Origin of the sequence: Ligilactobacillus equi DSM 15833 = JCM 10991, assembly GCF_001435735.1 — a bacterium.
GTDB classification, from domain to species: domain Bacteria; phylum Bacillota; class Bacilli; order Lactobacillales; family Lactobacillaceae; genus Ligilactobacillus; species Ligilactobacillus equi.
Window position 1 is genome coordinate 309 of record NZ_AZFH01000166.1, and the last position, 24,646, is coordinate 24,954.

Consider the following 24,646-nt stretch of genomic DNA (forward strand, 5'->3'; position numbering starts at 1 on the left):
TGCGCTTGTTGATTCTGATGTGCTTGCACTCTTCGAAGCTGAGTCACTCGTACTTGTTGATCCTGATGTGCTTGCGCTCATCGAAACTGAACCACTCATACTTGTTGATGAGGATGTACTTACGCTCGTTAAAACTGAACCGCTCGTACTTGTTGATGAGGATGTGCTTGCACTCGTTGACTCAGATGCACTTATACTTGCTTCATGTTGACTTTGAGAAGCTGAAATACTTGCAGCTTTAGAAAATTTGGTATTTTTCTTAATAATCTCAGCTTGAAATTCAGAAGCTGCTACTGAGTTTGACTTCGAAACCGAAGTTGCTAGCGAATATTTCTCACTTAAGGATGTACTTTGAGAGAGTTGCGTAGATTCATTTTGTGAACTAGTAATTGAAATACTTATAGAGCGTGAAGTCAAAATTCTTTCCCACGTTGACTGTTGTTGAGATACACTTTTACTATGTGTAATGCTCATCTTGGTACTTATAAATTGGCTATGTGAGACTGCCAAACTATCCGCTTGACTAATAGATTGGCTCAAACTGATTGAATGCCATACTGACACACTATGTGAAAGACTATTAGAAATTTTAACTGACTCACTTGTTGATGTAGCTTGTGAAAGTGAAAGATGCTTACTTTCAGATTTGCTTGTTGCTACACTTTGAGACTGACTTATTAAATCACTAATAGACTGACTTTGACGTAATGATTCATTTATCGAGACACTTAATCTGTCTAATTCAGATACCGATTGACTCACTTGCTTTTCAGAAAGTGAAGTACTTTGGCTTACGCTTTCGACAATAGCTTCACTTACAGATTGGCTACTACTTTGTCTTTGATAATTTAATAAACTTAAAGAGCCTGATTCTATGGCACTTTGAGCTGCGCTTGCATTCACCTCCGCTAATTCACTGATACTTTTGGAAGCTAATAAACTTTGAAAAGTTTGCATTGAGTGTAATTGACTCAAACTTTCAACTGCAGAAAGCGACTGACTTTCAAATCGAGAAAGACTTTCTTTGGTTAAGTTACTCTGTGATAAAGAAGCTTTATGTGAAGCAAATTGGCTTTCAATACGACTCATACTTACTAACCTTGCTTGTGCAACACTTTGACTTTGTACTTGTGAATCTTCTACACTTTCACTCAACGATTCACTAAATGAATCAAGTTTCTGCTTTGAAGTTACTAAAGAGTCCTCGGTACTGTTACTAATCAATTGTGAGTATGCCTGGCTTTCTTGCAAGGAGGTCTGTCGTGAATTCAAACGACTCTCATGTTTAGAAGTACTTTCTGAATTCGATAAGCGTACTGAGTCAAAAACAGAATCGCTCACTAAAATTGAAAGTGATAGGCTATTTTCGTAAGAATCCTCCTGCGATGTTTGTAGACTTTCTCTCAGACTAGTACTTAAGTTTTCAACCGATTGTAATTGACTATTTTCTAATTCAAATTGTGAATCAACTGTAGATTGGCTGATTGCCACTGAAATTTCTTCTGATTCTGCATTCACAAAGGCATTAGCATCCAAATCAGCTGGTCTGGCCATAATCGCACTCAAACCACTTGGACTAGCACCACCATTTTCTCGACCAGTTGTAGCCTGTACATTAGGAAAATCGGCATAACCTGCTTGGCATTCTACCACCACATTATTAAAAATATCAGCCATACTAGCCACATTAGTATCTGGAATTGTGGTTGTGAAAGTTACTACTAAGCCATCAGACATATTAATTTTGTCTGTCGTTGAGAATGCGTTTCCCCAATAACGTCCCGCAAATTGTGCCGCCACGCTGTCATTTCTAACAGTTGTTGTATATCCTAAATTTTTTCGTTCAGCTTGACCTGTTTTACTATTGATTTCCATAGTTGTGTACATATCATCAATGTTTTTCAGGTTATTTTGTGAGCTAGCTACATCATAAGAAGCTAGGACTTCTCCTGTTTTAGCATTGGTAATTGTAATTGTTGTCGCCTTATCTAAACCGGACATGCTGTTAACATAAAAGCCGAAATACTTAAAACCTGTAACTGCATCATAAGTTGCTTTCCAGGTTACAGTATGGGTATCAGGATTTAAATATCCTTGAATATTACTCAACATATGACTGCGGTAAGCGCTATAGGCATTACCTAAAATATTGCCATTAGAGACAACTTTGAACCCTTTACTTGCCTCTTGACTTTGGTAAAGAGAATTCATAGAATCAATCGTACTCAAGGATGCATTACTAGCTCGATAAATACTAGTTGATTCGGAAGTCTTTAAAGAATTTGAGAGAGATTCAGAAACTAAGCGGGAACCGGATTGCTTTATTGATTGATAATCTGCCTCACTTTGACTCAGAGATTGACTTAATTCAACCGCACTTTGTGACATGGAAGCCTCTAAGGACAACGAATCACTACTGCTCCAGGATGCACTGGTCGATTGAGATATTTCTTCATTGTCTAAAGAACTTTCGTACTCAGAAGTACTCACAGACTGAGAACTCAAAATTGACATGAAATCTCGATTACTTTCAGAAGCAGAACGTGAGTTAAAATCTAATTGTTCCAGCAATTCTGATTTAGATTTCCTAGCACTCATTGATTGGGAATTTCTTTGTTCTTCATGTTCACTTACAGATGTAGATGTACTAACCGATTCTGCCATCATTCTTTCTGAAAATGATACACTACCACCGTCATCAACCAACGCTGTTGAGTAAATATGAGTATGGTTAATGACCTGCGGTGTTGATACTTGACTATTACCTTGAATCATTGACTGACTACCACTATTACTTATGGTATCTGAAATACTGGTAGATTCAGAATGACTCGCTTGACTTTCGCTTGTTAAATCACTTTCAGAAGTTGAACTTAACTGAATTTGATTTTTCTCAACTAGACCCGTTTGATCGGCTTGAGCAGTCATAACTGACGCTACTAATGTACCACCAGTAATTAATCCAGCTGTAGTAATACTTCTGAGTGCGATATTTTTAATCTTTTTAACTTCTCCTTGTGTATCAACTACAATTTTTTTGGTATCTTGATTAATAGGTGTTACTACCCTAATCAGCCCAATTTGACTTAGTAAAACACGTACCCAGTGTTTCCCTGCTTTATACATTTTAGCACGTACTTTTCGATCAGTTTCCTGATAATCGGTGAAAAATTTTTTCTTTTTCATACGATAAAACTTCTTTCTATAAAACTTTTTGACCTTGCATCATTTCATTACGCTCAACATATTCTCTTTATTATATAACTTTTTTACAAATATATACAAGATATTGAGGTTAAAAATATTGAGGTTAAAATTTTGTATAAACACAAATTTTTGTACACAACCAAAAAAATCAATTTAAGAATCCAAGCTCCGATTCTTAAATTGATTAGAAATTATTGAGCATAGTAATTTTTCGCGAGTCGTTGAAATAACTTTTATTCTAGTCTTGAACAACAATCTTAGTTCCAACTGTTAAGTTTTCCATCATCCACCTAGCATCAGCCACCGAAAGGCGTACACAACCATGAGAAGCTGGTTGCACGCCAAGTTTCTTGGCCTCAGTTTCATTATAGGAACCATCACTATTAGTCGGTACACTATGGAAAAGGTACTCGCCGTGATTCAACCAAGAAACCCAGTAATTGGCACCTTCATTTAACTCAGAGTTATAAAATGAATTACCACGCTCTTGTTGTACATAAAAGGTACCTGTAGGAGTATCGCTAACCATTTTACCATTACTATTTTTGCTATATTGCCCCGCAGATGAATACATAGTGTAAACAACTTTGTCACCATCCATCAAATAAGTACGATTTTTAGAAATTGATACTTTCACCCAAAAATTTTTGAGTTGTCTAACATTGGGATAGTCCTTAGTTTCTGAGGATAAACGCCAATTGATGGGGGTGCGCATCGTTGAGGACCTAGATTTTTTTGTTACACTAGTCACATTTCGGGAGCTTGAGCTAGCTCGCGCTGACGATGTAGAAGACGATGTTACCTCAACCTTTTCTTCCTTGATAGCTTGTACAGAACTATTATTACCATCCATCAATTGATAGCTTTCAAACATGGCAAAGACTAAGAATCCTACCAAAATAAATTTTATTAGTCTGCTCATCAAAAAGTTCCCTTTCAATTATTTTTACAAGCTATATTGTACCCCATTTTCAAGCAATTGTTTTTTAAGTTTCGCTTACAAAATATCAAATTGATTATACTCTAATCACAAATAACCTTGTCGCCATTTCAGCAACAAGGTTATTTTTTATATTTTAGGTGGCAAACTGTAAAATTAAGTTAGCCACCTAAAATATAAAAAATGCCATAAGCATTTACCGTGTTATCATAAAATAACCAAATAAAACAAATGAAAGGCACGGTAAAGTACTTATGACATTGCACAAATTGTAATAAATCACCTTTAAAAAGGAACTCATTTAACGATTCAAGAACGTGAACAAATTCAAGCCTACAAAGGAATGGGCTTATCTAATCGTCAAATCGCTAAGAAGTTCAATAGGGACCCTCAAACCATTAATAATAAGGTTAAGCGTGGATGGGTAAAAACCACTAAGCAGATACAAAAGAAAGCTAATGGTAAAGAATACCTCTATTACAACGAACAATATTACGCAGAAGTTGGATAAATTCATTATGCATCTAATAAATCGCAATGTGGAAGAAAATCTATTTATTGGTCTTTTCCTGAAAACGTGTATTGGGGCGCAGTATTAATGAACGTCCTGCTTACATTAACAGTCGTTCTGAAATTGGACACTTTGAAATTGATACTGTCGTTGGCAAGAAAGACTCTATGGACAACATTTTAATAGTCTTAACTGACCGTTTATCTCGCTATACTATGATTTTTCGTATCAAAGATAAGAGTTCTGAATCCGTTAATAAGAAACTCGAAGAGTTGAAATCTAGTATGGGTGAAAAAGTGTTCTATCAGATTTTCAAGTCTTTAACCTCAGATAACGGACTAGAATTTTCACGCCTTTAATAAGTTCACAGTAACACTTATTATGCGACTCCATACACTGTTCAAATGAGAATGTAATTCGTATTATTAGACGATTTATCCATAAAAGCACTGCCATTTCATCATATACTGATGATTACATTCAATTCGTAGAAGATGCAGTCAATGACTTACTCCTTAGAATCAAGAAGTAGCTTTTTGAGATAAAGTAGCTAACTTATATTTGCAGTTTGAGTTTTATTTTAAATTTTTAATCAAAAAGTTGTAAAGTACTGTCATTTTTTCATAATAATTCCCCCCTGATAACCTTACGACATCTATTCATCCCCCTAGCAAAAGTTAACTTTTTTCTTCACTAATCTTTCATATCATATCGCTAATCCCTTAATATCAGAATAATGTAATACCGTCAATAACAAAAAAATAGTGAAAATTCCATTGTAACAATGAAAAATTTCCACTATTTCATAAAAATTTGGGCTATTTTGCCACACACAACAGCCCTGTACTTAAAATGAATAAGTATTACGTGCCTTATTTTTTGCACGATACAAAGCTTCATCAACTTGTTCAAAAACTTTCTTAGCATCTTGACATTCAGCAATCTCCGCAATCCCTACACTTATAGTAAGTTGTCGAGGTGCTTTAATTTCATGAACCTGATTAATCAAATTTTGGGCAGCTTGTGCCTTAATTTCTCGACTAGTTGGTAAACAAATCACAAAAAATTCATCTCCCCCATAACGGAAAATCAGAGATTCTTGGGGTAAACAATCCTTCATGGTGACAACAACCTCTTTAAGAATTTTGTCTCCAGTCAAATGCCCATAATGGTCGTTGAACTCTTTAAAGTGGTCAACATCAATTAACATAATATCGGCTGGCATCAAATTACTGGTTAAAATCTCCATGGTTTCATCCATGGAACGACGATTATAAACCCCAGTTAAACCATCAGTGATTCCCATCTTCAAGATTCCAAGGTTACCTTCAATCATCTTAGCAGTCTTAGCAATAAACTCCTTAACTTCAGGACTAATAGGCTCAGACTTATCATCTAAAACGCACACAGTCCCATAAATTTGACCTTCTGGATTGTGAATTGGAAGACCATAATAGTTAGTCAGTCCCTTCTTAGCCCCTGAAGAATGCCGCCAAATTTCATCCTGATTAGCATCCACAATTTCAACTGCCGCATCCTCTTCAATTACCTTTTGGCAATAAACATTATTGTTAATCGGTTGAACAATACTGCCAACTTGATAATATTCATCTCCCCCTGTATTAACAATGATATTTTCCAATCCATTGTAGTTTAGCCTTTTAATCAAGGCAGCCTTAACCCCTGCAATCTCAGCTAGTAAATCAACAATCGACTGCCATTCAAGGCGAATGCTCTCTGTTAGCTCCAAGCTCCGGTTTTTATCCCCGAGGCCCACCTTCTTTTCTAATTCATGCATACACAAATCCCACCTTGATTTCAATTTCTTCAATCTATAACTTTTAAGATTATTTTAACATAAATAAATTACGTTGACGTATGCTTTTACTTTCCTTTTTTTAAATATTCTTCTAATCGTTCAATATTTTCAATTCTACCAACTACTGTAATACGGTCATATGGATGGATTACATCTTGAGCGTGAGGTCGCTGGTTAACCCGCTTTTCATCGCGACTAATAATTAAAATGACATTGACACCAAAACGGTTGGTTAGGTCTAACTGCTCCAGAGTCTTATAAAAAAAGTCCTTATTACGTACCACCACATCAGCCAAAGTCAGCATCTTACTTAATTGCAAATAGTTAGTAATATTAGGATGAAGTTGTTGGTAAACAATTCTTTCAGCAATATCTTTTTCCGGTCGGACAACTAAATCTGCTCCAATTCGATCTAAAACTTTGGCGTGACGTTCGTTTTCTGCCCGAGAAATAATATGTTTAGCCCCAAGTTCTTTGACAATTAGAGTCGCCATGATACTAGCTTCAACATTACGTCCGATGGAAATATACACGTGATCAAAATCACCAATAGATAAATCACGCAAAGCTTCCTCATCTTCCGCATCAGCAATCACAGCCCGTAAAACTTTACCTGCAAAGTCATTAATAACTTCTTCATTGTGATCGACAATTAAAACATCCTGCCCAGCTTCCAATAAGCTTTCACAAATAGCTGTACCAAATTGTCCCAAGCCAATTACGGCATAACTTTCTTTAGCCAATCATAATCTCCTCCTCTGGATAGTGATATGTCTTTTGTTGTGGTTTAGCATTAAAGATAGAGTACATCACGGTATATAGACCAACCCGTCCGATAAACATTAAAAACATAATAATAGCCTGCCCCAAAACATTAAGATTTTCCGTAATTCCTAAAGAAATTCCACTAGTACCAAAAGCTGCCATGACTTCAAAAACTACTAATTGGAGCTGATCATGTTCTGGCAAAGTTTGAGTTTTGGTTAAAATCAAAACCGCTAAAAACATCAAGGTTAGGGACACAAAAATCAATGTTAAAGCACGGTTAATATTTTCCATAGTAAAGCGCCGATGAGCAAAAGTCGTTTCGGCTTTTCCCCGTAAAGTAGCTATACTTTGCATCGCTAACAAACCAACCGTCGTAGTTTTAATTCCTCCGGCCGTTGAACCTGGTGTTCCCCCAATAAACATCAAGATAGCAGTAAAACTTAAACCAGCCGCACTAATATTATTATAAGGTAAAGCCACTAAACCAGCCGTCCGTGGTGTAATTGCCATAAAAATGGTATTAAATATCCGGTCTTTAAAATCCAAGCGATTTGCAAACTGAGCCAAGTTATTCTCCGTAATGAAGTAAGTAAGCACAGAAACCCCAAAAAGGACTAAACCTGTAGTCAAGGATAATCGCGTGTGTAACGATAGTTTCTTCTTGCGAGGATAGGCTAACAAATCCTTGGTAACTAAAAAACCAAAAGAACCCGCTAAAATTAACAAGGCAAAAACCACTAAGAGATAAGTATCAGTAGCAAAATCTTGGAGGCTATTACCAAACAAGTCAATACCAGCATTACAAAAGGCCGAAACCGCATGAAAAATACTAAACCATAACCCCTTAGCAAAACCATAGCGAGGCCAAAAATCAATTAACAGTAGCAAAACTCCCATCAATTGAATCAAAAAAGACATCCGTAAAACCAAATAGACGACATCAAACTGGGAGGCACTTTTCAAACTCAAAGATTCTTGGGTGAGTAGTTTAGTTGAAACCCCAATTCTTTGGCGGGCTAACATGAAACCTAGTACAGCAAAAGACATGAAGCCCAAACCACCAATTTCAATTAAAAATAAGAGCACCGTTTGCCCGAAAAGCGACCAATAAGTCGCCGGATTTACAATAGCGAGTCCTGTCACACAGGTCGCGCTGGTTGCGGTGAAAAAAGCCGTCATAAAACCCGCACTCTTCCCCGAGGTAGTCGCAATCGGCAACATCAAAAGAGTAGTCCCTATCAAAGCGATGACGATAAAACCACCGGTTAAAAATTTTGGAAAGGAAATTTTCCATTTCCCAATTTCAAGCACTTTTCTCGCCTCATTTCATTAATTTTCCTCAATTATAACATATTATCATTTTCAAACTGCTTAAATTGTATAAAAAATACGATAGGCTACACCACCTATCGTATCTCCCAATATCTTTTATTTAAGCCAAGCCGCCGGATCTTGACGCCACTGTTCTAAGACTTCTTCTTGATCCGCACTAATATAGTTCGCTTCAATGGCTGCCTTTATTAATTCTTGGTAACCGGTTAAAGTCGTAAATTCTACCCCAGCTTGGGCAAAATTTTCATCGGCTGCGGGTAATTGATAGGAGAAGATACCGGCAACCCCGATAACATCGGCATCTTCTTTACGTGCAGCCGCAACAGCTTGGAGGACTGAGCCACCCGTTGAAATTAAGTCATCAATCAAAATCGTCTTCTGACCAGGCTTTAATACCCCTTCAATCTGCCGGCCAGTTCCATGGTCCTTGGGCTTACTGCGGACATAAACCATCGGTAAATCTAATTCTTGAGCAATCCAGGCAGCATGAGGAATGCCTGCCGTAGCAGTTCCGGCAATAACTTCAACTTGAGGCCACTTTTCCTTAATAACTTGAGCTAAACCCTTGGCAATCGCTTTTCTAACTTCAGGATAAGAAATCGTTAAACGGTTGTCACAGTAAATAGGACTCTTAATTCCCGAAGCCCAAGTAAAGGGTTCTTGCGGTGATAATTTGACAGCTTTAATATCTAATAAACTTTTGGCGATTATTTGCATTATTGATTCCACTCTTTCTTAATTTGGCGATATGTTTGGTAAGGATCCGCAGCTTTAGTAATACTACGTCCAACCACAATGGCTGAAGCCTGGTTTAACTTGGCTTGACCTGGAGTCATTACCCGCTTTTGATCATCTAAGGCATCATTAGCCAAACGAATCCCCGGCGTGACGCGTAAGAAATCTGGGTCAGTAGCTTCTCGGATTAGCTTAGCTTCGTGAGCGGAACAAACCACTCCATCCAAGCCTGCTGTTCGAGTCAATTGGGCATAGTTTAAAACACTTGCTTGCAGGCTCAAAGCACTTTTTTGTTCTTCAGCTACCATTTTAGGTGATGAGGAAGTCAACTGTGTTACCGCAATCAGACGTGGCACTTGTAAACCGGCCGCGCCATCTAGAAGCCCTTCTTTAGCAGCTTGCATCATCTCATAGCCTCCGGCCGCATGAACATTGGTCAAATCAACTCCTAGTTTTCCCAGAACCTTCATGGTTTGGCCCACCGTATGTGGAATATCATGACACTTAAGGTCCAAGAAAACATCATGGCCCAATGCTTTGACCTCACGTACCAAATCAGGACCGGCCCCGTAAAAGAGCTCCATACCAATCTTGACAAATAGTTGTTCGTCTTTAGGAAACTTTTGTAAAAATTCCCGTGCTTCCTGTACACCTGGAAAATCCAAAGCAATAATAGGTTTCGTAATATCCACTAGTAATCCCCCCGTTGAAATGGTCGCCGTGCTTTGGCTTTAGCTTGAAGATCCGCAATGCTATCATAACCCAATTCTTTAAGGCGGGCAGGTAATTGATCAATTAAGTGAGGACAAATCATGGGATCTTTAAAGTGAGCGGAACCGATTTGAACAGCACTGGCCCCAGCTAAAAACATTTCAATGATATTATCCACAGATTCAATACCCCCAACTCCAATGATTGGTAAGTCAACTACTTGGCTAACTTGGTAAATCATACGAATGGCCACAGGCTTGACGGCAGCGCCGGAGTAACCTCCCATGATATTACCTAAATTAGGCTTGCCACTTTCAACATCAATGTGCATTCCTAAGATAGTGTTAATCATGGTTAAACCATCGGCACCCCCAGCTGCCACCGCTTTAGCAATCGCCACAATATCCGTCACATTAGGTGAGAGCTTTACGTAGACGGGAACCTTGGAGACCGCCTTGACTGCAGCAGTTACTTTTTGCGCCACTTCTGGTACCGTCCCAAATTCCATGCCCCCCTCATGTACATTTGGACAAGAAATATTGAGTTCTAAAGCATTAACTAGACCACTGTTGCTTAGTTTTTGCGCCACGGTAACGTAGTCTTCGACACTAGATCCACCAACGGAACCAACAATCGGTAAATGAGGATATTTGGCACGTAAAGCCGGTAATTTCTTAGCAATCACCGCTTCAACACCAGGATTTTGCAAACCAACAGCATTCATGGCACCATCGCGGACTAAACCGATTTTAGGATTAGGATTACCAAGGCGTTCTTCTAAGGTTGTCGTTTTTACCACGACAGCTCCTAAACGATCTAAAGAATACATCTTACTAGAAGCATCATCGCCAAAACCAAAGGTCCCACTGGCTGGCATCACAGGATTTTTCAACTCTAAGCCAGGTAATTTTACATTTAAAGCCGTCATCTCATCTGTCCTTTCTTATAAAGCATTCGTGGCAAAGGAACGATTTTCTAAAGCTGTCACCATAGCTTCCACAGTATTTAGAGAAGTTAGAACTGGTACATTGTGCTCTATTGCCGTTTGGCGAATAATATAACCGTCTGAGTTAGCTTCTAAATCGTGACCCATGGTATTAATCACCGCATCTACAACATCTTCAGTAATGGTGTCGAGAATTGGCATAGCCTGACCATTTGTTTCATGGACCTTAGCTACTTCTTCAACGTGTAAACCATAATCTTGCAAGTACTTGGCCGTGCCGGCAGTCGCAAAGAGCCGGTAACCAATTTTGGCAAAACGGCTCGCCAAAGGCAAGAGTTCTTCTTTATCCTGATCTTCAACAGTTAACAAGAGGCTACCGTATTCAGGCATGGACATATTAGCCCCTGCAAAGGCCTTATAGAGTGCTTTGGCGAAGGTGTGATCAGTCCCCATAACTTCCCCAGTTGACTTCATTTCTGGTCCTAAAAGACTGTCAACATCGGTCAACTTACTAAAGGAAAAGACCGGTGCTTTGACATGAATGCTATTACTTTGCCGGTAAAGACCGCTTTGGAATCCTTGTTCCTTGAGACTTTGCCCCATAATCACCCGCGTAGCAACTTGCGCCATTTCAACACTGGTAATCTTACTTAAGAATGGTACCGTCCGACTAGCCCGTGGGTTAACTTCCAAGACATAAGCGTCACCTTGGTGGATAATAAATTGAATATTCATAATTCCCCGGCAGTTTAAGGCGACAGCTAATTTTTGCGTAGTAGAGACAATTTGGTCAATCACATTTTGACTAAAGTGTTGTGGTGGGTAAACCGCCATGGAATCCCCGGAGTGCACCCCAGCGCGCTCGATATGTTCCATAATTCCTGGTAATAAGACGTCAGTCCCATCACAGATAGCATCAACTTCCCCTTCCATCCCTTCGAGATAGGAATCAACCAAAATTGGGTGGTCAACAGCGGCAGGTTCATTTAAGTCCAGGTATTCTTCAAGTTCTTCTTGGTTGTAGACAATTTCCATGGCCCGCCCCCCTAAAACGTAAGAAGGACGAACCAAAACTGGATAGCCAATATCAGTTGCATGTTGAATAACCTCTTGACGAGTCGTCGCGGTCTTTCCAATTGGTTGTTTTAAATTTAATGATTTGATAACTTGATCGAATAACTCCCGGTCTTCAGCACGGTCTAAGTCGGCTACGGTTGTTCCAAGTACTTTGACACCATGGGCTTCTAAGCCTGCAGCTAAATTAATAGCTGTTTGGCCCCCAAACTGGACAATAACCCCTTCAGGTTGTTCTAAATCAATGACATTTAAAACATCCTCTAGGGTCAAAGGTTCAAAGTAAAGCTTATCAGAAACTGAGAAGTCAGTCGAAACTGTTTCGGGATTGGAGTTAATGACAATGGCTTCATAGCCTAATTTTTGTAAGGCTTTTACTGAGTGCACCGTAGCGTAATCAAATTCCACCCCTTGCCCAATCCGAATCGGACCAGAACCTAAAACAATCACGGACTTTTTGTCAGACTTGAGTGATTCATTTTCAGTATCATAAGTCGAATAGAAGTATGGTGTAGCTGATTTAAATTCCGCCGCACATGTATCCACCATCTTGTACGTTGGTAAAATTTTGGCTGCTTTACGGACTTGGCGAACTTCATCTTCACTGACATTCCATAATTTGGCAATTGTGTAATCTGAAAAGCCATAATACTTAGCCAATCGTAGCATAGTTTCATCCTGCGGAGAACGGCAAATTTCAACCTCTAATTCTGTCAAATGCTTAACAATATCTAAGTAATAAAGGTTAATTTTGGTCATTTCATGTAACTCTTCTAAACTATAACCACGGCGGAAAGCCTCAGCTAAGTAGAAGATACGGTCATCTTGCACTTTGAGTAACTTTTCTTCAACCACTTGATCACTCACATTGCGTAAGTCGTGACCTAAGAGGTCTTTTTCATCAATTTCTAAGGAACGAATCGCCTTGTTCAAGGCTTCTTCAGCGTTGCGCCCTAAAGCCATAACTTCCCCTGTTGCTTTCATTTGCGTCCCTAAGTGACGGTCAGCCTTGGAGAACTTGTCAAAAGGCCAGCGCGGAATCTTAGCAACCACATAGTCCAAGGCAGGTTCGAACATAGCATAAGTAGTCCCCGTAACCGGGTTTTTAATTTCATCTAAAGTTAAACCGACGGCAATTTTAGCTGCTAACTTGGCAATTGGGTAACCTGTAGCTTTGGAAGCTAAAGCAGAAGACCGCGAAACCCGTGGGTTAACTTCGATAACGTAGTAGTTGTAACTTTCAGGATCCAAAGCTAATTGAACGTTACAGCCTCCCTCAATTTTCAAGGCACGAATTAACTTAAGAGAACAATCCCGCAACATTTGGTATTCACGATCACTTAAAGTTTGTGTGGGCGCAAAAACAATAGAATCCCCAGTGTGAATCCCCACAGGATCAAAATTTTCCATGGAACAAACTACCATAGCATTATCAGCAGAATCCCGCATTACTTCATATTCAATTTCCTTATAACCTGCAATTGATTTTTCAATTAAACATTGAGTGGCTGGTGAGAGTTCCAAACCATTCGCAACAATTTCACGTAATTGGGCTTCGTTAGCACATAAACCACCGCCTGTACCACCCATAGTAAAGGCTGGACGTACAATTACGGGGTAACCACATTCTTGCGCAAAATCAACTGCCTCTTGTTCAGTATTAACCGTTAAGGATGGTGGTACAGGTTCATTTAATGCTTGCATTAATTCCTTAAATTTTTCTCGATCTTCAGCTTGGTCAATGGCCTGTAATTTCGTCCCTAAAAGTTGAATATTCAATTCATCTAAAATCCCGGTTTCATGTAATTCAATCGCCAAGTTCAAAGCAATTTGCCCCCCTAAAGTTGGCAAAAGCGCATCGGGAAATTCTTGACGCATAATCCGTGATACAGATTCAACCGTTAAAGGTTCGATATAAACTTTATCAGCAATTTCATTATCAGTCATGATAGTCGCTGGATTAGAGTTGACCAAAACAACTTCGTAGCCTTCTTCTCTTAAGGACATGCAAGCTTGCGTGCCGGAATAGTCAAATTCCGCAGCTTGCCCGATAATAATTGGCCCTGAACCAAGCACCATAATTTTGCGAATATCTGTTCGTTTAGGCATTTGTCTTGTCTTCCTTTCTCATATCAATCATCTGTAAGAAATCATCGAATAAATCAACAGCATCCATGGGTCCTGGCGCTGCATCTGGGTGGAATTGAACGGAAAAGGCTGGGTAGTGGCGGTGCTTAATCCCTTCGACCACGTTATCATTAATTTCCGTGTGAGTTACAATCAATTTTTCCGGGTCAATCGAAGCCGGGTCAACTGCGTAACCGTGGTTTTGGGAGGTAAACATAATCCGTCCTGTAGCATTTTCCCGAACTGGATGATTAAAACCGCGGTGACCAAATTTCATTTTGAAAGTCTTGGCCCCATTTGCCCGTGCTAAAATTTGGTGCCCTAAACAAATCCCAAAGACCGGTAAATGCTCCTGAATTTCAGCTACCATCGCTACAGCCTCTGTCATCATTTCTGGATCCCCAGGACCATTCGATAAAAGAACCCCATCGGGATGAAGTTTCAAAATATCTTGGGCCGTCGCAGTATACGGTAAAACAATTGTGTTACAATCGCGAGCTGCTAATTCTCGCAAGATAGAGTGTTTAACTCCAAAATCAATCAAAACAATATTCTTCTTCGTTCCAGGATTTGGATAAGGCTTCGTAGTTGAAACCTTAGCAACTAATTGATCCGATAGCACCGTAGCATGTAGTTGAGCAAAAGCATGTTCCAAGTCATCAGTGGCATCAATAATGGCACCTTTCATAGTCCCGCGTGACCGTAATTTTTTGGTTAAAGCCCGCGTATCAATTCCGGAAATTCCGGGAATTCCCATTTCTTCCATGAAATGAGGTAAGCTATCTTGCATGCGCCAATTGGTTGCCACTCGAGCCACTTCACGACAAACCACCCCTTTACAATTTGGTTGGAGCGATTCGTAATCATCGAGATTAACCCCGTAGTTTCCGAGTAAAGGGTTAGTAAAGACCAAAATTTGGTCAGCATAGGATTGATCGGTAATGGCTTCTTGGTAACCGCTCATCCCCGTTGTGAAAACCACTTCCCCGGTAGTAGCGATTTTAGCCCCGAATCCCTGACCTTTAAAAACCGTGCCATCATCTAAAATTAAGTAACGTTCCATTAGGCTTTGGCCTCCTTTTGATATGCAAGTTGACCTGAGACAAAGGTCATTTCCGTGTTGGCCCAAACTGTCTGGCCGGTAAATGGGGTGTTGATTCCCTTGGAAAGATAGTCACTTTCTTGCAAAACTTCTGCTTGATCTAAGTTAATGACCGCAATATCTGCTTGGCGTCCAGGTAAGAGAATACCTGCTTGATCAAAACCAAAAGTTTGGGCTGGATTGTAACTCATCCAATCTAAGAGTTGTTCCAACTTGAAAACCCCAGTCTTGACATAACGAGTGTATAAGAGGGGGAAAGCGGTCTCAGAACCAGTAATTCCAAAAGCCGCTTGCCTCATATCACCGGTTTTTTCATCAATAGAGTGCGGTGCATGGTCGGTAGCAATCATATCAATCGTTCCGTCTAGAAGTCCCGCAATCAAGGCGTCTTGGTCTTCATTAGCTCGCAATGGTGGGTTCATCTTGTAGTAACCATCATTGCCAGGAATATCATCTTCGTTTAACAACAAGTGATGTGGAGCCACTTCACAGGTCACGTTAATACCATGAGCCTTCGCAATGCGGATTAATTCTACACTTTCTTTGGTTGACAAATGGCACACATGGTAGTGAACACCCGTTTCTTTTGCCAAGAGTAGATCGCGCGCGATTTGGGAGGATTCACTAATCCCTAAAATTCCCGGGAGGCCTAGTTCTTCGGCACGCTTACCAGCATTCATAACCCCCCCGTAAAGCAAGGAATTATCTTCGACGTGCGCGACAATAGCCATGTCTAAACGCTTTGCTTCCCGCATAGCTTCATACATGACTCCTGCCGTTTGTACGCCCTTGCCATCGTTGGAGAAAGCCCAGGCTCCCGCTTTTTTCAAGCCTGCAAAATCTACAAGTTCTTCACTGACCAAATCTTTGGTGATGGAACCGAATTGCTTGATGTGAACCACCCCATCAGCTTGGTTTCTTTGCACCATGTTAGCAACTTTTTGAGCATCATCAGGAACTGGATCCAAATTTGGCATAGCACAAACCGTCGTATAACCGCCATGAGCGGCCGCCTTGGAACCTGACGTAATCGTTTCTTTATAAGTGAAACCTGGATCACGATAGTGAACGTGGACATCAACAAAACCAGGTGTCACTAACTTATCGGTTACATCAATCACTCGGGCTTCTGGAATTAATTCACTAAGATTTTGTCCTAGCGCCATTATCTTATCATCTTCAATTAACAAATCTTGGTGACTTAACTTCCCTGATTGGTAAACTAACCCATTCTTTAAAATTGTTTTCATTACGCAAGTCCTCCTAATTTACGGCCACGCAAGACGGCTTCTAACATGGCCATTCTCATGAAAACCCCATTTTCCATCTGGGTGACAAAGCGTGATTTCGCTGCTTCGACTAAATAACCATCCCATTCAACTCCCCGGTTAATTGGACCTGGGTGTAAAATAATGGCTGTTTTTTTCAGCTTATCATAGCGCTTTTGGTTCATACCATATAAGTAGTTGTACTCATGTTCATCAAAATTTTGAACTTGTTCCAACCCTCCATGACGTTCGTGTTGTACCCGCAACAACATGACCACATCAACTTGATTAATCACTTGATCCACTTCCACTTTTTGACCGTACTGTCCAAATTCCTGGGCGTCAAACCAGTAGTTCGGACCAGCGAAATAAAGCTTGGCCCCTAATTTTTTTAACATCTGCATGTTACTACGAGCTACCCGTGAATTCAGAAGATCACCGACAATCAAGACTTTTAAATCTCTGAAATAGCCGAAATCATGATAGATTGTCATCAGGTCTAACATGGATTGGGATGGGTGTTGACCGGAACCATCCCCCGCATTGATAATTCCCATTTCTAAGTGTTGTTCTGGCTTTAAATCAAGTAAGTCTTGATAGTAATCATTTTGACTATGGCGAATCACGGTTAAATCAACACCGATAGCCCCTAGCGTTAAAGCCGTGTCATACAACGTTTCACCCTTGCTGACCGAGGAATGAGCCGTATCGAAGGGAATTACCGTAAGTCCCAACTTTCTTTCCGCCATTTCAAAGGAAGTATGGGTCCGTGTCGAATTTTCAAAAAAGAGATTAGCACAATAAACCGGCTGGCTCAGCTTCGGTACGGGGGCCCCGGCCTTAAAAGCTTGAGCACGTTTGATTAACGTTAACACATCCGTAGAACTTAGTTGTTCCATGTTGACAAAATGTTGGAGACTTACTTGTGACATTGTGAATTCCTTTCTAACGTTCGCTTAACGCTTTTTCTGGGAGAACTAAGTTTAAAATAATTCCAAAAAGTGTGGCTAAAGCAATGCTAGTCAACTGAAAATTACCTAATTGTAGGTAAGTTCCCCCGATACCAACTACCAAGATAACTGAGGCGATAACTAAATTACGCTTCAGTTCAAAATCAATCTTATTATCAATTAAAATTCGTAAACCGTTGGCAGCAATCATCCCAAATAAGAGGAAGGAAATCCCTCCGATAACCGGTGATGGTACCGATTGAATCACCGCCGCAACTTTTCCAACAAAGGAGAAAATAATAGCAAAGATGGCAGCCCCACCTAAAACCCAAACAGAGTGCACCTTCGTCATAGCTAAAACCCCAATGTTTTCACCGTAAGAAGTTGTGGGAGGACCACCGACAAAACCAGCAATTACACTCGAAAGCCCATCACCAAGTAAGGTCCGGTGTAAACCAGGTTCCTTAAAAAAGTTTCGCTTGGTTAATTTGTTTAAAACCATAACATGCCCCATATGTTCAGTCATCGTGACCAAGGCAATTGGTGCCATCCCAACAATAGCCGCTGGATACCATTTAAAATCATAATTAACACCCATCACGTTAAAAGCTGGTAAAGAGAACCACTTAGCTGCTTGAACTCCAGATAAATCAACAATACCAACGACTAAAGCCATCAAGTAACCAGAAACAATTCCTAATAAAACCGGAATCATACTTGGAAAACCTTTGAGGAACATATTGAAGATAATTGTGATTGCCAGGGTAAAAATTGCAACCCCAAAATATTTCAAATCATAAACGTTACCGTTCATCATGGCATCATTGGCAGCCGTAGAGGCTAAGGATAAACCAATTACAATGATAATAGGTCCGACCACTACAGGCGGTAAAACCTTATCAACCCAGTTTGAACCAAAACGACTGACAATTAAGGAAACTAGCAAGTAAACTGCCCCCGCAGCAATTGCCCCTTGGCCAACAGCCGGATAACCATAATTTTTCATTAAAGCTTGCATGGTAGCAATAAAGGCAAAACTAGAACCTAAGTAAGCCGGAATTTGCGCCTTAGTACATAAGATATAAACTAAGGTCCCCACCCCTGAAGCAAATAAAGCGATACTTGGGTTAATCCCCACTAAGAGTGGCACTAACACGGTCGCCCCAAACATGGTGAAGAGGTGTTGCACTGATAAAACTAACCAGTGACAAAAACTTGGTTGATCTTTAATATCTAAAACCGCATCTTCATTGCGGAACTCATTATTTTTCTTTGACATAATTTTTCCTTTCTAAAACAAAAACCTGGAAACGTTTTGCCTCCAGGTTTGCTTGTTTGGGTCGCCTTAAACAACCCTAACCTTTTTGCCCTCTCTGGAGTCAATTAAAATGGTTGTGGTTTAATTTTTATGCTAATTTTTTCAAATCGATGCCATCTTTACCATCAATTTCTTCTACATAGACAGAAACTTGTTCATCCATGGCTGTAGGAATATTTTTACCAACAAAATCCGCCCGAATTGGTAATTCGCGATGACCACGGTCAACCAAGACAGCCAAGTTAATCTTTTGTGGTCTCCCCTGATCCATCAAAGCATCTAATGCGGCACGAATGGTCCGACCCGTAAAGAGCACATCATCAATCAAAATAACTTGCTTATCATTAATATCAAAATCTAATTGGGCATTTTTCACGACAGGTTCTTGTTTTAATTCTGTGGTGTGACGGTCATCACGATATAAAGAGATATCTAATTCGCCAACAGAGATATCAGCACCTTCTAATTGCTTCAGTCTTTCGGCAATTCTTTGAGCCAAGTAAACACCACGGGTCTTAATCCCAACTAAAACAACATTTTCAATTCCCTTGTTCTTTTCGATGATTTCGTAAGTCATCCGGGTTAAAGCTCGCTTCATAGCGAGTGCGTCTACAATTTCTTTTGCCATTTTTATAAATCTCCTTTTTCGACCTCAAAAAAGCCACCAAAACTTCTCCGTAAGTCTTGGTGGCTTGATTTAGGTATAGGTATACTTAGCCTACACCCCTAGAACCGCACCTTCCTAGCCTCACGGGACTATTTTTAAAGGTCTTATATTTGCTTGACACTATATTACCGATTTTATTGAAAATTGTCAAGATACTAAATAGCTTGTTAAAAGCCTTTACTTATATTTTCTTAAAACTTTTTTCTAATCGATCCAAAGTTTGGGCAAAAACATCCGGAAGTGGAGCCTCAAATTCTAACCATTCGCCCGTCCGCGGATGGGTGAAACCTAATTTAGCAGCATGTAAAAACTGGCCTTTACCCGTGATTGTTTTCTTGGGTCCGTAAACCGGATCACCAACCAAAGCATGACCGATATATTTCATATGCACCCGAATCTGGTGGGTCCGACCAGTTTCTAAACGACAACTCACTAAGGTATAATCCCCAAAACGTTCGCGTACCTTGAAGTGTGTCACCGCTTGCCGACCATCTTTAACAACAGCTTGTCTCTTACGATCAATCGGGTGTCGTCCAATCGGCGCATCAATGGTACCTTCATTTTCTTTCAGATTACCGTGAACTAAAGCTAAATATTCCCGTAAATTTGTTTTTTCCTTTAACTGTTGTGCTAAGGACTGGTGGGCTAAATCATTTTTAGCTACCATCAATAAACCCGAGGTATCCTTATCAATACGATGGACAATCCCAGGCCGAAAAGTTCCATTGATTGTCGATAGCGGACTGTGAGCTAACAAACCATTAACCAAAGTACCACTTTCATGCCCAGGGGCAGGGTGCACCACCATACCTTGAGGCTTATTAACTACCAAAACGTCCTCATCTTCATAAACAATATCTAAATCCATCTTTTCGGCCACAATGTCTAAATGCTTCGGTTCTGGAATCATAACCTTAATGACATCGCCTGCTTGTACCTTGTATTTGGCCTTTACCACTTGGTTGTTAACAGTTAGGTGACCTTCAGCTAGCAATTTTTTTAATTGAGAGCGTGACAAGGTACTAAAAATCTGGGCCGCCACTTTGTCTAAACGTCCACTTTCATTTTCAATCGTAACAATTTTTTCTTCTATCATTCCTCATCCTCATCTCTTAAAAGTGCAATTATCAGTAAGATAACCCCCGTTGTCAAAACCACGTCAGCCAGATTAAAAATGGGGAAATTTATGAAATCTAATTGAAACATATCTACAACATAACCGAAGCGTAAGCGGTCAATAAAATTCCCAATGGTCCCGGCAATCAAAAAGGTAAACGACCAACGGTACCAGACTTTAGCATACTCCTTTTTAAAAAAGTAACTAAAAGCCACTAAAGACACTAGCGAAATAACTACAAAAAGCCATTGTTGCCCCATCAGCATCGACCAAGCCGCCCCGTAATTACGCAAATGTGCCCAGGAGAAAATTCCCGGTAGCACGCTTTGACTGGTATTCAAGGCTAGATAATTGACAATATAGGCTTTTAACCCCTGATCAGCAATAATCAGTCCCGTCATAATTAACAAATATAAAAGCATCTCTACTTCCTTTCCAAAAAAAGAGACTGGTAAGCCAGCCCCCTTTTACTCTTTTAAGCTTCTAATGTTTCTTGTTTAAAGGCTTCCAAGACATCTAAAGCACGTAATGATACTTGCGTATTTCTTTCGCGCTTGTCACGAATTTTTTGATCCAAGCGCGGTACAATCCCGAAGTTGGCATTAATTGGTTGGAAGTTAGACTTGGAGGCGTGGGTAATGTAGTGCGCCATGGCTCCCATCATCGTCTTTTCAGGAAAGACTACTGGGTCTTGCCCCTTAGCTAAACGGGCCGCATTAATCCCAGCGTATAAACCGGAAGCTGCAGATTCCACGTAACCTTCCACCCCAGTCATTTGACCCGCAAAGAAGAGGTTACTGCGCTTTTTAGTTTGATAAGTTTCCGTCATTATTTCTGGTGAACGAAGGTAAGTGTTCCGGTGCATTACCCCATAACGCACAATGCGGGCATTTTCCAAACCAGGAATCATGGAGAAGACCCGCTTTTGTTCACCCCACTTCAAGTGGGTTTGGAAACCAACAATGTTGTATAGATCTCCAACCGCATTATCTTGACGTAATTGCACTACCGCGTAAGGAGTTTTACCCGTCTTAGGATCTTCTAAACCAACCGGCTTCAAAGGTCCAAATAACATAGTCTTTTCACCCCGTCGCGCCATTTCTTCAATTGGCATACATCCCTCAAAGAACTTTTCATTCTTATCGAAATCCTTTAATTCCGCCATTTCGGCCTTAACTAATTCATTGTAGAAGGCTTCGAATTCTTCTTTAGTCATTGGACAGTTAAGGTAGGCTGCATCCCCCTTGTCGTAACGGGACTTCAAGTAGACCTTGTCCATGTCAATGGAATCCTTGGCTAAAATTGGCGCAGCTGCATCGTAGAAATATAATCCAGAATCACCGGTAAACTTAACGATGGATTCTGCTAAAGCATCAGAAGTTAAAGGACCGGAGGCCACAACGGTAATCTCATCTTCCGGAATTTCGGTAATTTCTTCAGAAATCACCGTAATGTTAGGGTGATTCTTTAACTTTTCCGTTACCCCTGCCGAAAAAGTATCACGATCAACGGCTAAAGCCCCCCCAGCAGGTACGGCATGACTATCAGCTTCTTGCATAATAATAGAGTTCAGGCGTCGCATTTCTTCTTTTAAAAGTCCGGCTCCATTAGTTAATTGATTAGCTCGCATGGAGTTCGTACATACCATTTCAGCAAAATTTTCCGTGTGGTGTGCAGGAGTCATTTTTACCGGACGCATTTCATATAAATTAACATGCACCCCTTGATTAGCAATTTGCCAAGCGGCTTCACTTCCGGCCAAACCGGCCCCAATCACGTTTACACTTTTAGTCGTCACAGACATCTTCCTCTCAAATTATTAATTCGTTTGAATTTCTTCTTCGTAATCACATTGACTACATTTAACTTGCATTCCTTTTTTGGTTTTTTTAGTAATTAAGAAATGCTGACATTTAGGACAATCACGGCCAGCAGGCTTATCCCAGGAAATAAATTCACAGTCAGGATAGCGGTCACAGCCATAAAAGGTCCGATTCTTTTTCGATTTTCTTTCCACCACTTGACCTTGATGACAAGTTGGACATAAAACCCCAATTTCCTTAGAAATTGTCTTAGTGTTACGACAATCAGGAAAGCGAGAACAAGCAATAAATTTACCATAGCGTCCAAGTTTCATCACCATTGGGGCACCACAAATATCACAATCAACCCCAGCTGGCTCATCTTTAATCTTAACCTTCGCTAGCTTTTGATCGGCAGCAGTCACTTCTTTAGCAAATGGCTGGTAAAAATCATCGATAACCTTAATCCATTCCAACTTACCATCTTCGATTTCATCTAAAGAATTTTCTAAATCAGCAGTGAAGTTCATGTTGAGAATGTCTGGGAAACAGTCTTCCATAATCCGATCAACAATCTCACCTAATTCAGTTGGTTCAAATTTCCGGCTGACCAGTTTCACATAGTAACGCTTCTGAATTACACTCAAAGTTGGTGCATAAGTTGAAGGTCGACCTACCCCATTTTCTTCCAAATTTTTAATTAAGGAAGCTTCAGTGTATTGGGCTGGAGGCAAAGTGAAGTGTTGGCTAGGGTTATTTGCCTGCATCAAGACCTCATCTCCAACGGCTAAGTCAGGTAAGATATTATCCTTGCGCTTAGCATCTTGGTAAACCTTGGTAAAACCGGGGAACTTTTGTTGAGAACCATTGGCCCGATAAGTTACCCCATTTTGGTCTAAATCAACCCGAACCGTATCAATAATCGCCGGTGTCATTTGACTGGCCACAAAACGCGACCAAATTAAAGTGTACAATTTTAATTGGTCCTTGTCTAGGTATGGTGCAACTTTTTCTGGGGTCCGCAAAACTGAAGACGGACGAATCGCTTCGTGAGCATCTTGGGCTCCTTCCGGCATCTTACCTTTAACTGGCTTAATAGCGGCATATTCCTCCCCGTATTCGTCATGAATAAATTGGGCAGCTTCATGTTTAGCCACCGCTGAAATTCGCGTAGAGTCCGTTCGCATGTAAGTGATTAACCCCACAGGTCCCCCTTTTCCTAGGCTAATACCTTCATACAGTTGTTGAGCTACCATCATAGTTTTAGCCGTTCTAAATTTCAATGTGTTGTTGGCTGTTTGTTGCATGGTAGAAGTCGTAAAAGGCGCCGCTGGTTGACGCTTACGTTCCTTTTTAACCACATTTTTGACATTAAAAGGTTTTTGCTTATCAAATTTAGCCAAAATTGCTTGGACATCGTTCAAATTAGCTAAAGATTGTTTTTGGCTACTGATACCATAGAAAGTTGCTCCGAATTTCTTAGATTTACCTTTTTTGAAGTCGGCTTCCATCGTCCAGTATTCCTCAGGCACAAAATTTTGTATCTCTCTTTGACGCTTAATAATCATGTTTAAGGCAATGGATTGCACCCGTCCGGCGGAAAGACCTTTTTTCACCTTAGCCCATAGCAAAGGCGAAATAGAATAACCCACTAGCCGATCTAAGACTCGCCGGGCTTGTTGAGCATCAACTAAGTCCATATTAATAGCCCGCGGAGCTTTGAAAGCACTTTTTACCGCATCTTTGGTGATTTCGTTGAAAACCACCCGATTTTTATCTTCCGGATTAAGACCTAAAAGAAATGATAAGTGCCAAGCAATAGCTTCTCCCTCCCGATCGGGGTCAGATGCAAGATAAACATGGTTAGCTTTTTTGGCTTCTTTACGTAACTCCTTAATAACGTCACCTTTTCCTCGAATAGAAATATAGTGCGGTTCATAATTATTTTCAAAATCAATCCCCATGCTTGACTTAGGTAAATCCCGTAAGTGACCAATGGAAGCCATCACTTTATAGCGAGAACCCAAATATTTTTCAATAGTCTTCGCCTTGGATGGTGATTCCACAATCACAAGGTTTTTCTTGACCTTTCTCTTAGTAACTTTTTTCTTAGTCGTTGTTTTCTTTTTTTCAGCTGTTTGGGATGGCACTGTCACCCAACTCCTTTTGTTCTTAAAATTCCATCTTATCGTATTGCATTTAAAGTCACTTTGTCAAGCACAATTATTTTTTCTACTATTATTACTACTTTT

19 protein-coding genes and 1 pseudogene are annotated in these 24,646 nt (G+C 40.2%); 2 read left to right on the forward strand and 18 right to left on the reverse strand.

The window, feature by feature from the left end; translation table 11 throughout:
- Together FC36_RS08880 and FC36_RS08885 are read right to left on the reverse strand one after the other, a co-directional pair.
- Nucleotides 1-3,186: KxYKxGKxW signal peptide domain-containing protein (locus FC36_RS08880; protein ID WP_202813100.1), on the reverse strand; the 3,186-nt coding region annotated here is incomplete at its 3' end.
- A 259-nt stretch (nucleotides 3,187-3,445) separates the two neighbouring features.
- Complete coding sequence (locus FC36_RS08885; protein ID WP_025020451.1) at nucleotides 3,446-4,129, reverse strand: L,D-transpeptidase; 684 nt, start codon at nucleotides 4,127-4,129, stop codon at nucleotides 3,446-3,448.
- 319 nt (nucleotides 4,130-4,448) lie between these two features.
- Here FC36_RS08885 and FC36_RS11680 point away from each other — a divergent pair.
- Both FC36_RS11680 and FC36_RS08890 read left to right on the forward strand, forming a co-directional pair.
- Nucleotides 4,449-4,658 (forward strand): annotated as a pseudogene (locus FC36_RS11680) (helix-turn-helix domain-containing protein); the annotation flags it as partial.
- Nucleotides 4,659-4,729: 71 nt separating this feature from the next.
- Complete coding sequence (locus tag FC36_RS08890) at nucleotides 4,730-5,017, forward strand: IS30 family transposase (RefSeq protein ID WP_025020452.1); 288 nt, start codon at nucleotides 4,730-4,732, stop codon at nucleotides 5,015-5,017.
- A gap of 488 nt (nucleotides 5,018-5,505) precedes the next feature.
- Here the strand turns inward: FC36_RS08890 and FC36_RS08895 are convergent, their stop codons facing one another.
- The 16 genes from FC36_RS08895 to topA form a co-directional block, all read right to left on the reverse strand.
- The gene (locus FC36_RS08895; protein WP_025020453.1) at nucleotides 5,506-6,456 is read right to left on the reverse strand and encodes a sensor domain-containing diguanylate cyclase; all 951 of its coding nucleotides are present in this window, start codon (nucleotides 6,454-6,456) and stop codon (nucleotides 5,506-5,508) included.
- Nucleotides 6,457-6,542: 86 nt separating this feature from the next.
- Nucleotides 6,543-7,220: a potassium channel family protein gene (locus FC36_RS08900; protein ID WP_035190819.1), complete on the reverse strand. Its 678-nt coding sequence runs from the start codon at nucleotides 7,218-7,220 to the stop codon at nucleotides 6,543-6,545.
- Complete coding sequence (locus FC36_RS08905) at nucleotides 7,213-8,556, reverse strand: TrkH family potassium uptake protein (RefSeq protein WP_025020454.1); 1,344 nt, start codon at nucleotides 8,554-8,556, stop codon at nucleotides 7,213-7,215. The genes FC36_RS08900 and FC36_RS08905 overlap by 8 nt, the downstream gene beginning before the upstream one ends.
- A 117-nt stretch (nucleotides 8,557-8,673) precedes the next feature.
- Complete coding sequence (pyrE, locus tag FC36_RS08910; protein ID WP_023859742.1) at nucleotides 8,674-9,294, reverse strand: orotate phosphoribosyltransferase; 621 nt, start codon at nucleotides 9,292-9,294, stop codon at nucleotides 8,674-8,676.
- A complete protein-coding gene (pyrF, locus tag FC36_RS08915) occupies nucleotides 9,294-10,004 on the reverse strand; it encodes an orotidine-5'-phosphate decarboxylase (protein ID WP_056986857.1) in 711 nt (236 codons plus the stop codon). The genes pyrE and pyrF overlap by 1 nt, the downstream gene beginning before the upstream one ends.
- The gene (locus FC36_RS08920) at nucleotides 10,004-10,951 is read right to left on the reverse strand and encodes a dihydroorotate dehydrogenase (protein ID WP_023859744.1); all 948 of its coding nucleotides are present in this window, start codon (nucleotides 10,949-10,951) and stop codon (nucleotides 10,004-10,006) included. The genes pyrF and FC36_RS08920 overlap by 1 nt, the downstream gene beginning before the upstream one ends.
- Nucleotides 10,952-10,966: 15 nt before the next feature.
- Complete coding sequence (gene carB, locus FC36_RS08925; protein WP_023859745.1) at nucleotides 10,967-14,152, reverse strand: carbamoyl-phosphate synthase large subunit; 3,186 nt, start codon at nucleotides 14,150-14,152, stop codon at nucleotides 10,967-10,969.
- Nucleotides 14,145-15,233, reverse strand: a complete 1,089-nt coding sequence (locus FC36_RS08930; protein WP_056986858.1) for a carbamoyl phosphate synthase small subunit — start codon at nucleotides 15,231-15,233, stop codon at nucleotides 14,145-14,147. The genes carB and FC36_RS08930 overlap by 8 nt, the downstream gene beginning before the upstream one ends.
- Nucleotides 15,233-16,522 carry a dihydroorotase gene (gene pyrC, locus FC36_RS08935; RefSeq protein ID WP_025020455.1) on the reverse strand — a complete coding sequence of 430 codons (1,290 nt, stop codon included), beginning with the start codon at nucleotides 16,520-16,522 and terminating at the stop codon, nucleotides 15,233-15,235. Before pyrC ends, FC36_RS08930 begins: the two co-directional genes overlap by 1 nt.
- Nucleotides 16,522-17,472 carry an aspartate carbamoyltransferase catalytic subunit gene (locus FC36_RS08940; RefSeq protein ID WP_025020456.1) on the reverse strand — a complete coding sequence of 317 codons (951 nt, stop codon included), beginning with the start codon at nucleotides 17,470-17,472 and terminating at the stop codon, nucleotides 16,522-16,524. The genes pyrC and FC36_RS08940 overlap by 1 nt, the downstream gene beginning before the upstream one ends.
- Before the next feature lie 13 nt (nucleotides 17,473-17,485).
- On the reverse strand, nucleotides 17,486-18,769 hold the full coding sequence (locus tag FC36_RS08945; protein WP_056986859.1) for a uracil-xanthine permease family protein: 1,284 nt from the start codon (nucleotides 18,767-18,769) through the stop codon (nucleotides 17,486-17,488).
- A gap of 127 nt (nucleotides 18,770-18,896) precedes the next feature.
- On the reverse strand, nucleotides 18,897-19,436 hold the full coding sequence (gene pyrR / locus FC36_RS08950) for a bifunctional pyr operon transcriptional regulator/uracil phosphoribosyltransferase PyrR (protein WP_023859411.1): 540 nt from the start codon (nucleotides 19,434-19,436) through the stop codon (nucleotides 18,897-18,899).
- A 220-nt stretch (nucleotides 19,437-19,656) separates the two neighbouring features.
- Nucleotides 19,657-20,571, reverse strand: coding sequence for an RluA family pseudouridine synthase (locus FC36_RS08955; RefSeq protein WP_025020457.1), 915 nt, complete (start codon nucleotides 20,569-20,571; stop codon nucleotides 19,657-19,659).
- On the reverse strand, nucleotides 20,568-21,014 hold the full coding sequence (lspA, locus tag FC36_RS08960) for a signal peptidase II (RefSeq protein ID WP_025020458.1): 447 nt from the start codon (nucleotides 21,012-21,014) through the stop codon (nucleotides 20,568-20,570). Before lspA ends, FC36_RS08955 begins: the two co-directional genes overlap by 4 nt.
- Before the next feature lie 53 nt (nucleotides 21,015-21,067).
- Nucleotides 21,068-22,390, reverse strand: a complete 1,323-nt coding sequence (gene trmFO, locus FC36_RS08965) for an FADH(2)-oxidizing methylenetetrahydrofolate--tRNA-(uracil(54)-C(5))-methyltransferase TrmFO (RefSeq protein ID WP_025020459.1) — start codon at nucleotides 22,388-22,390, stop codon at nucleotides 21,068-21,070.
- Between the two features lie 21 nt (nucleotides 22,391-22,411).
- Complete coding sequence (topA, locus tag FC36_RS08970; RefSeq protein ID WP_081708768.1) at nucleotides 22,412-24,544, reverse strand: type I DNA topoisomerase; 2,133 nt, start codon at nucleotides 24,542-24,544, stop codon at nucleotides 22,412-22,414.
- Nucleotides 24,545-24,646 lie beyond the last annotated feature (102 nt).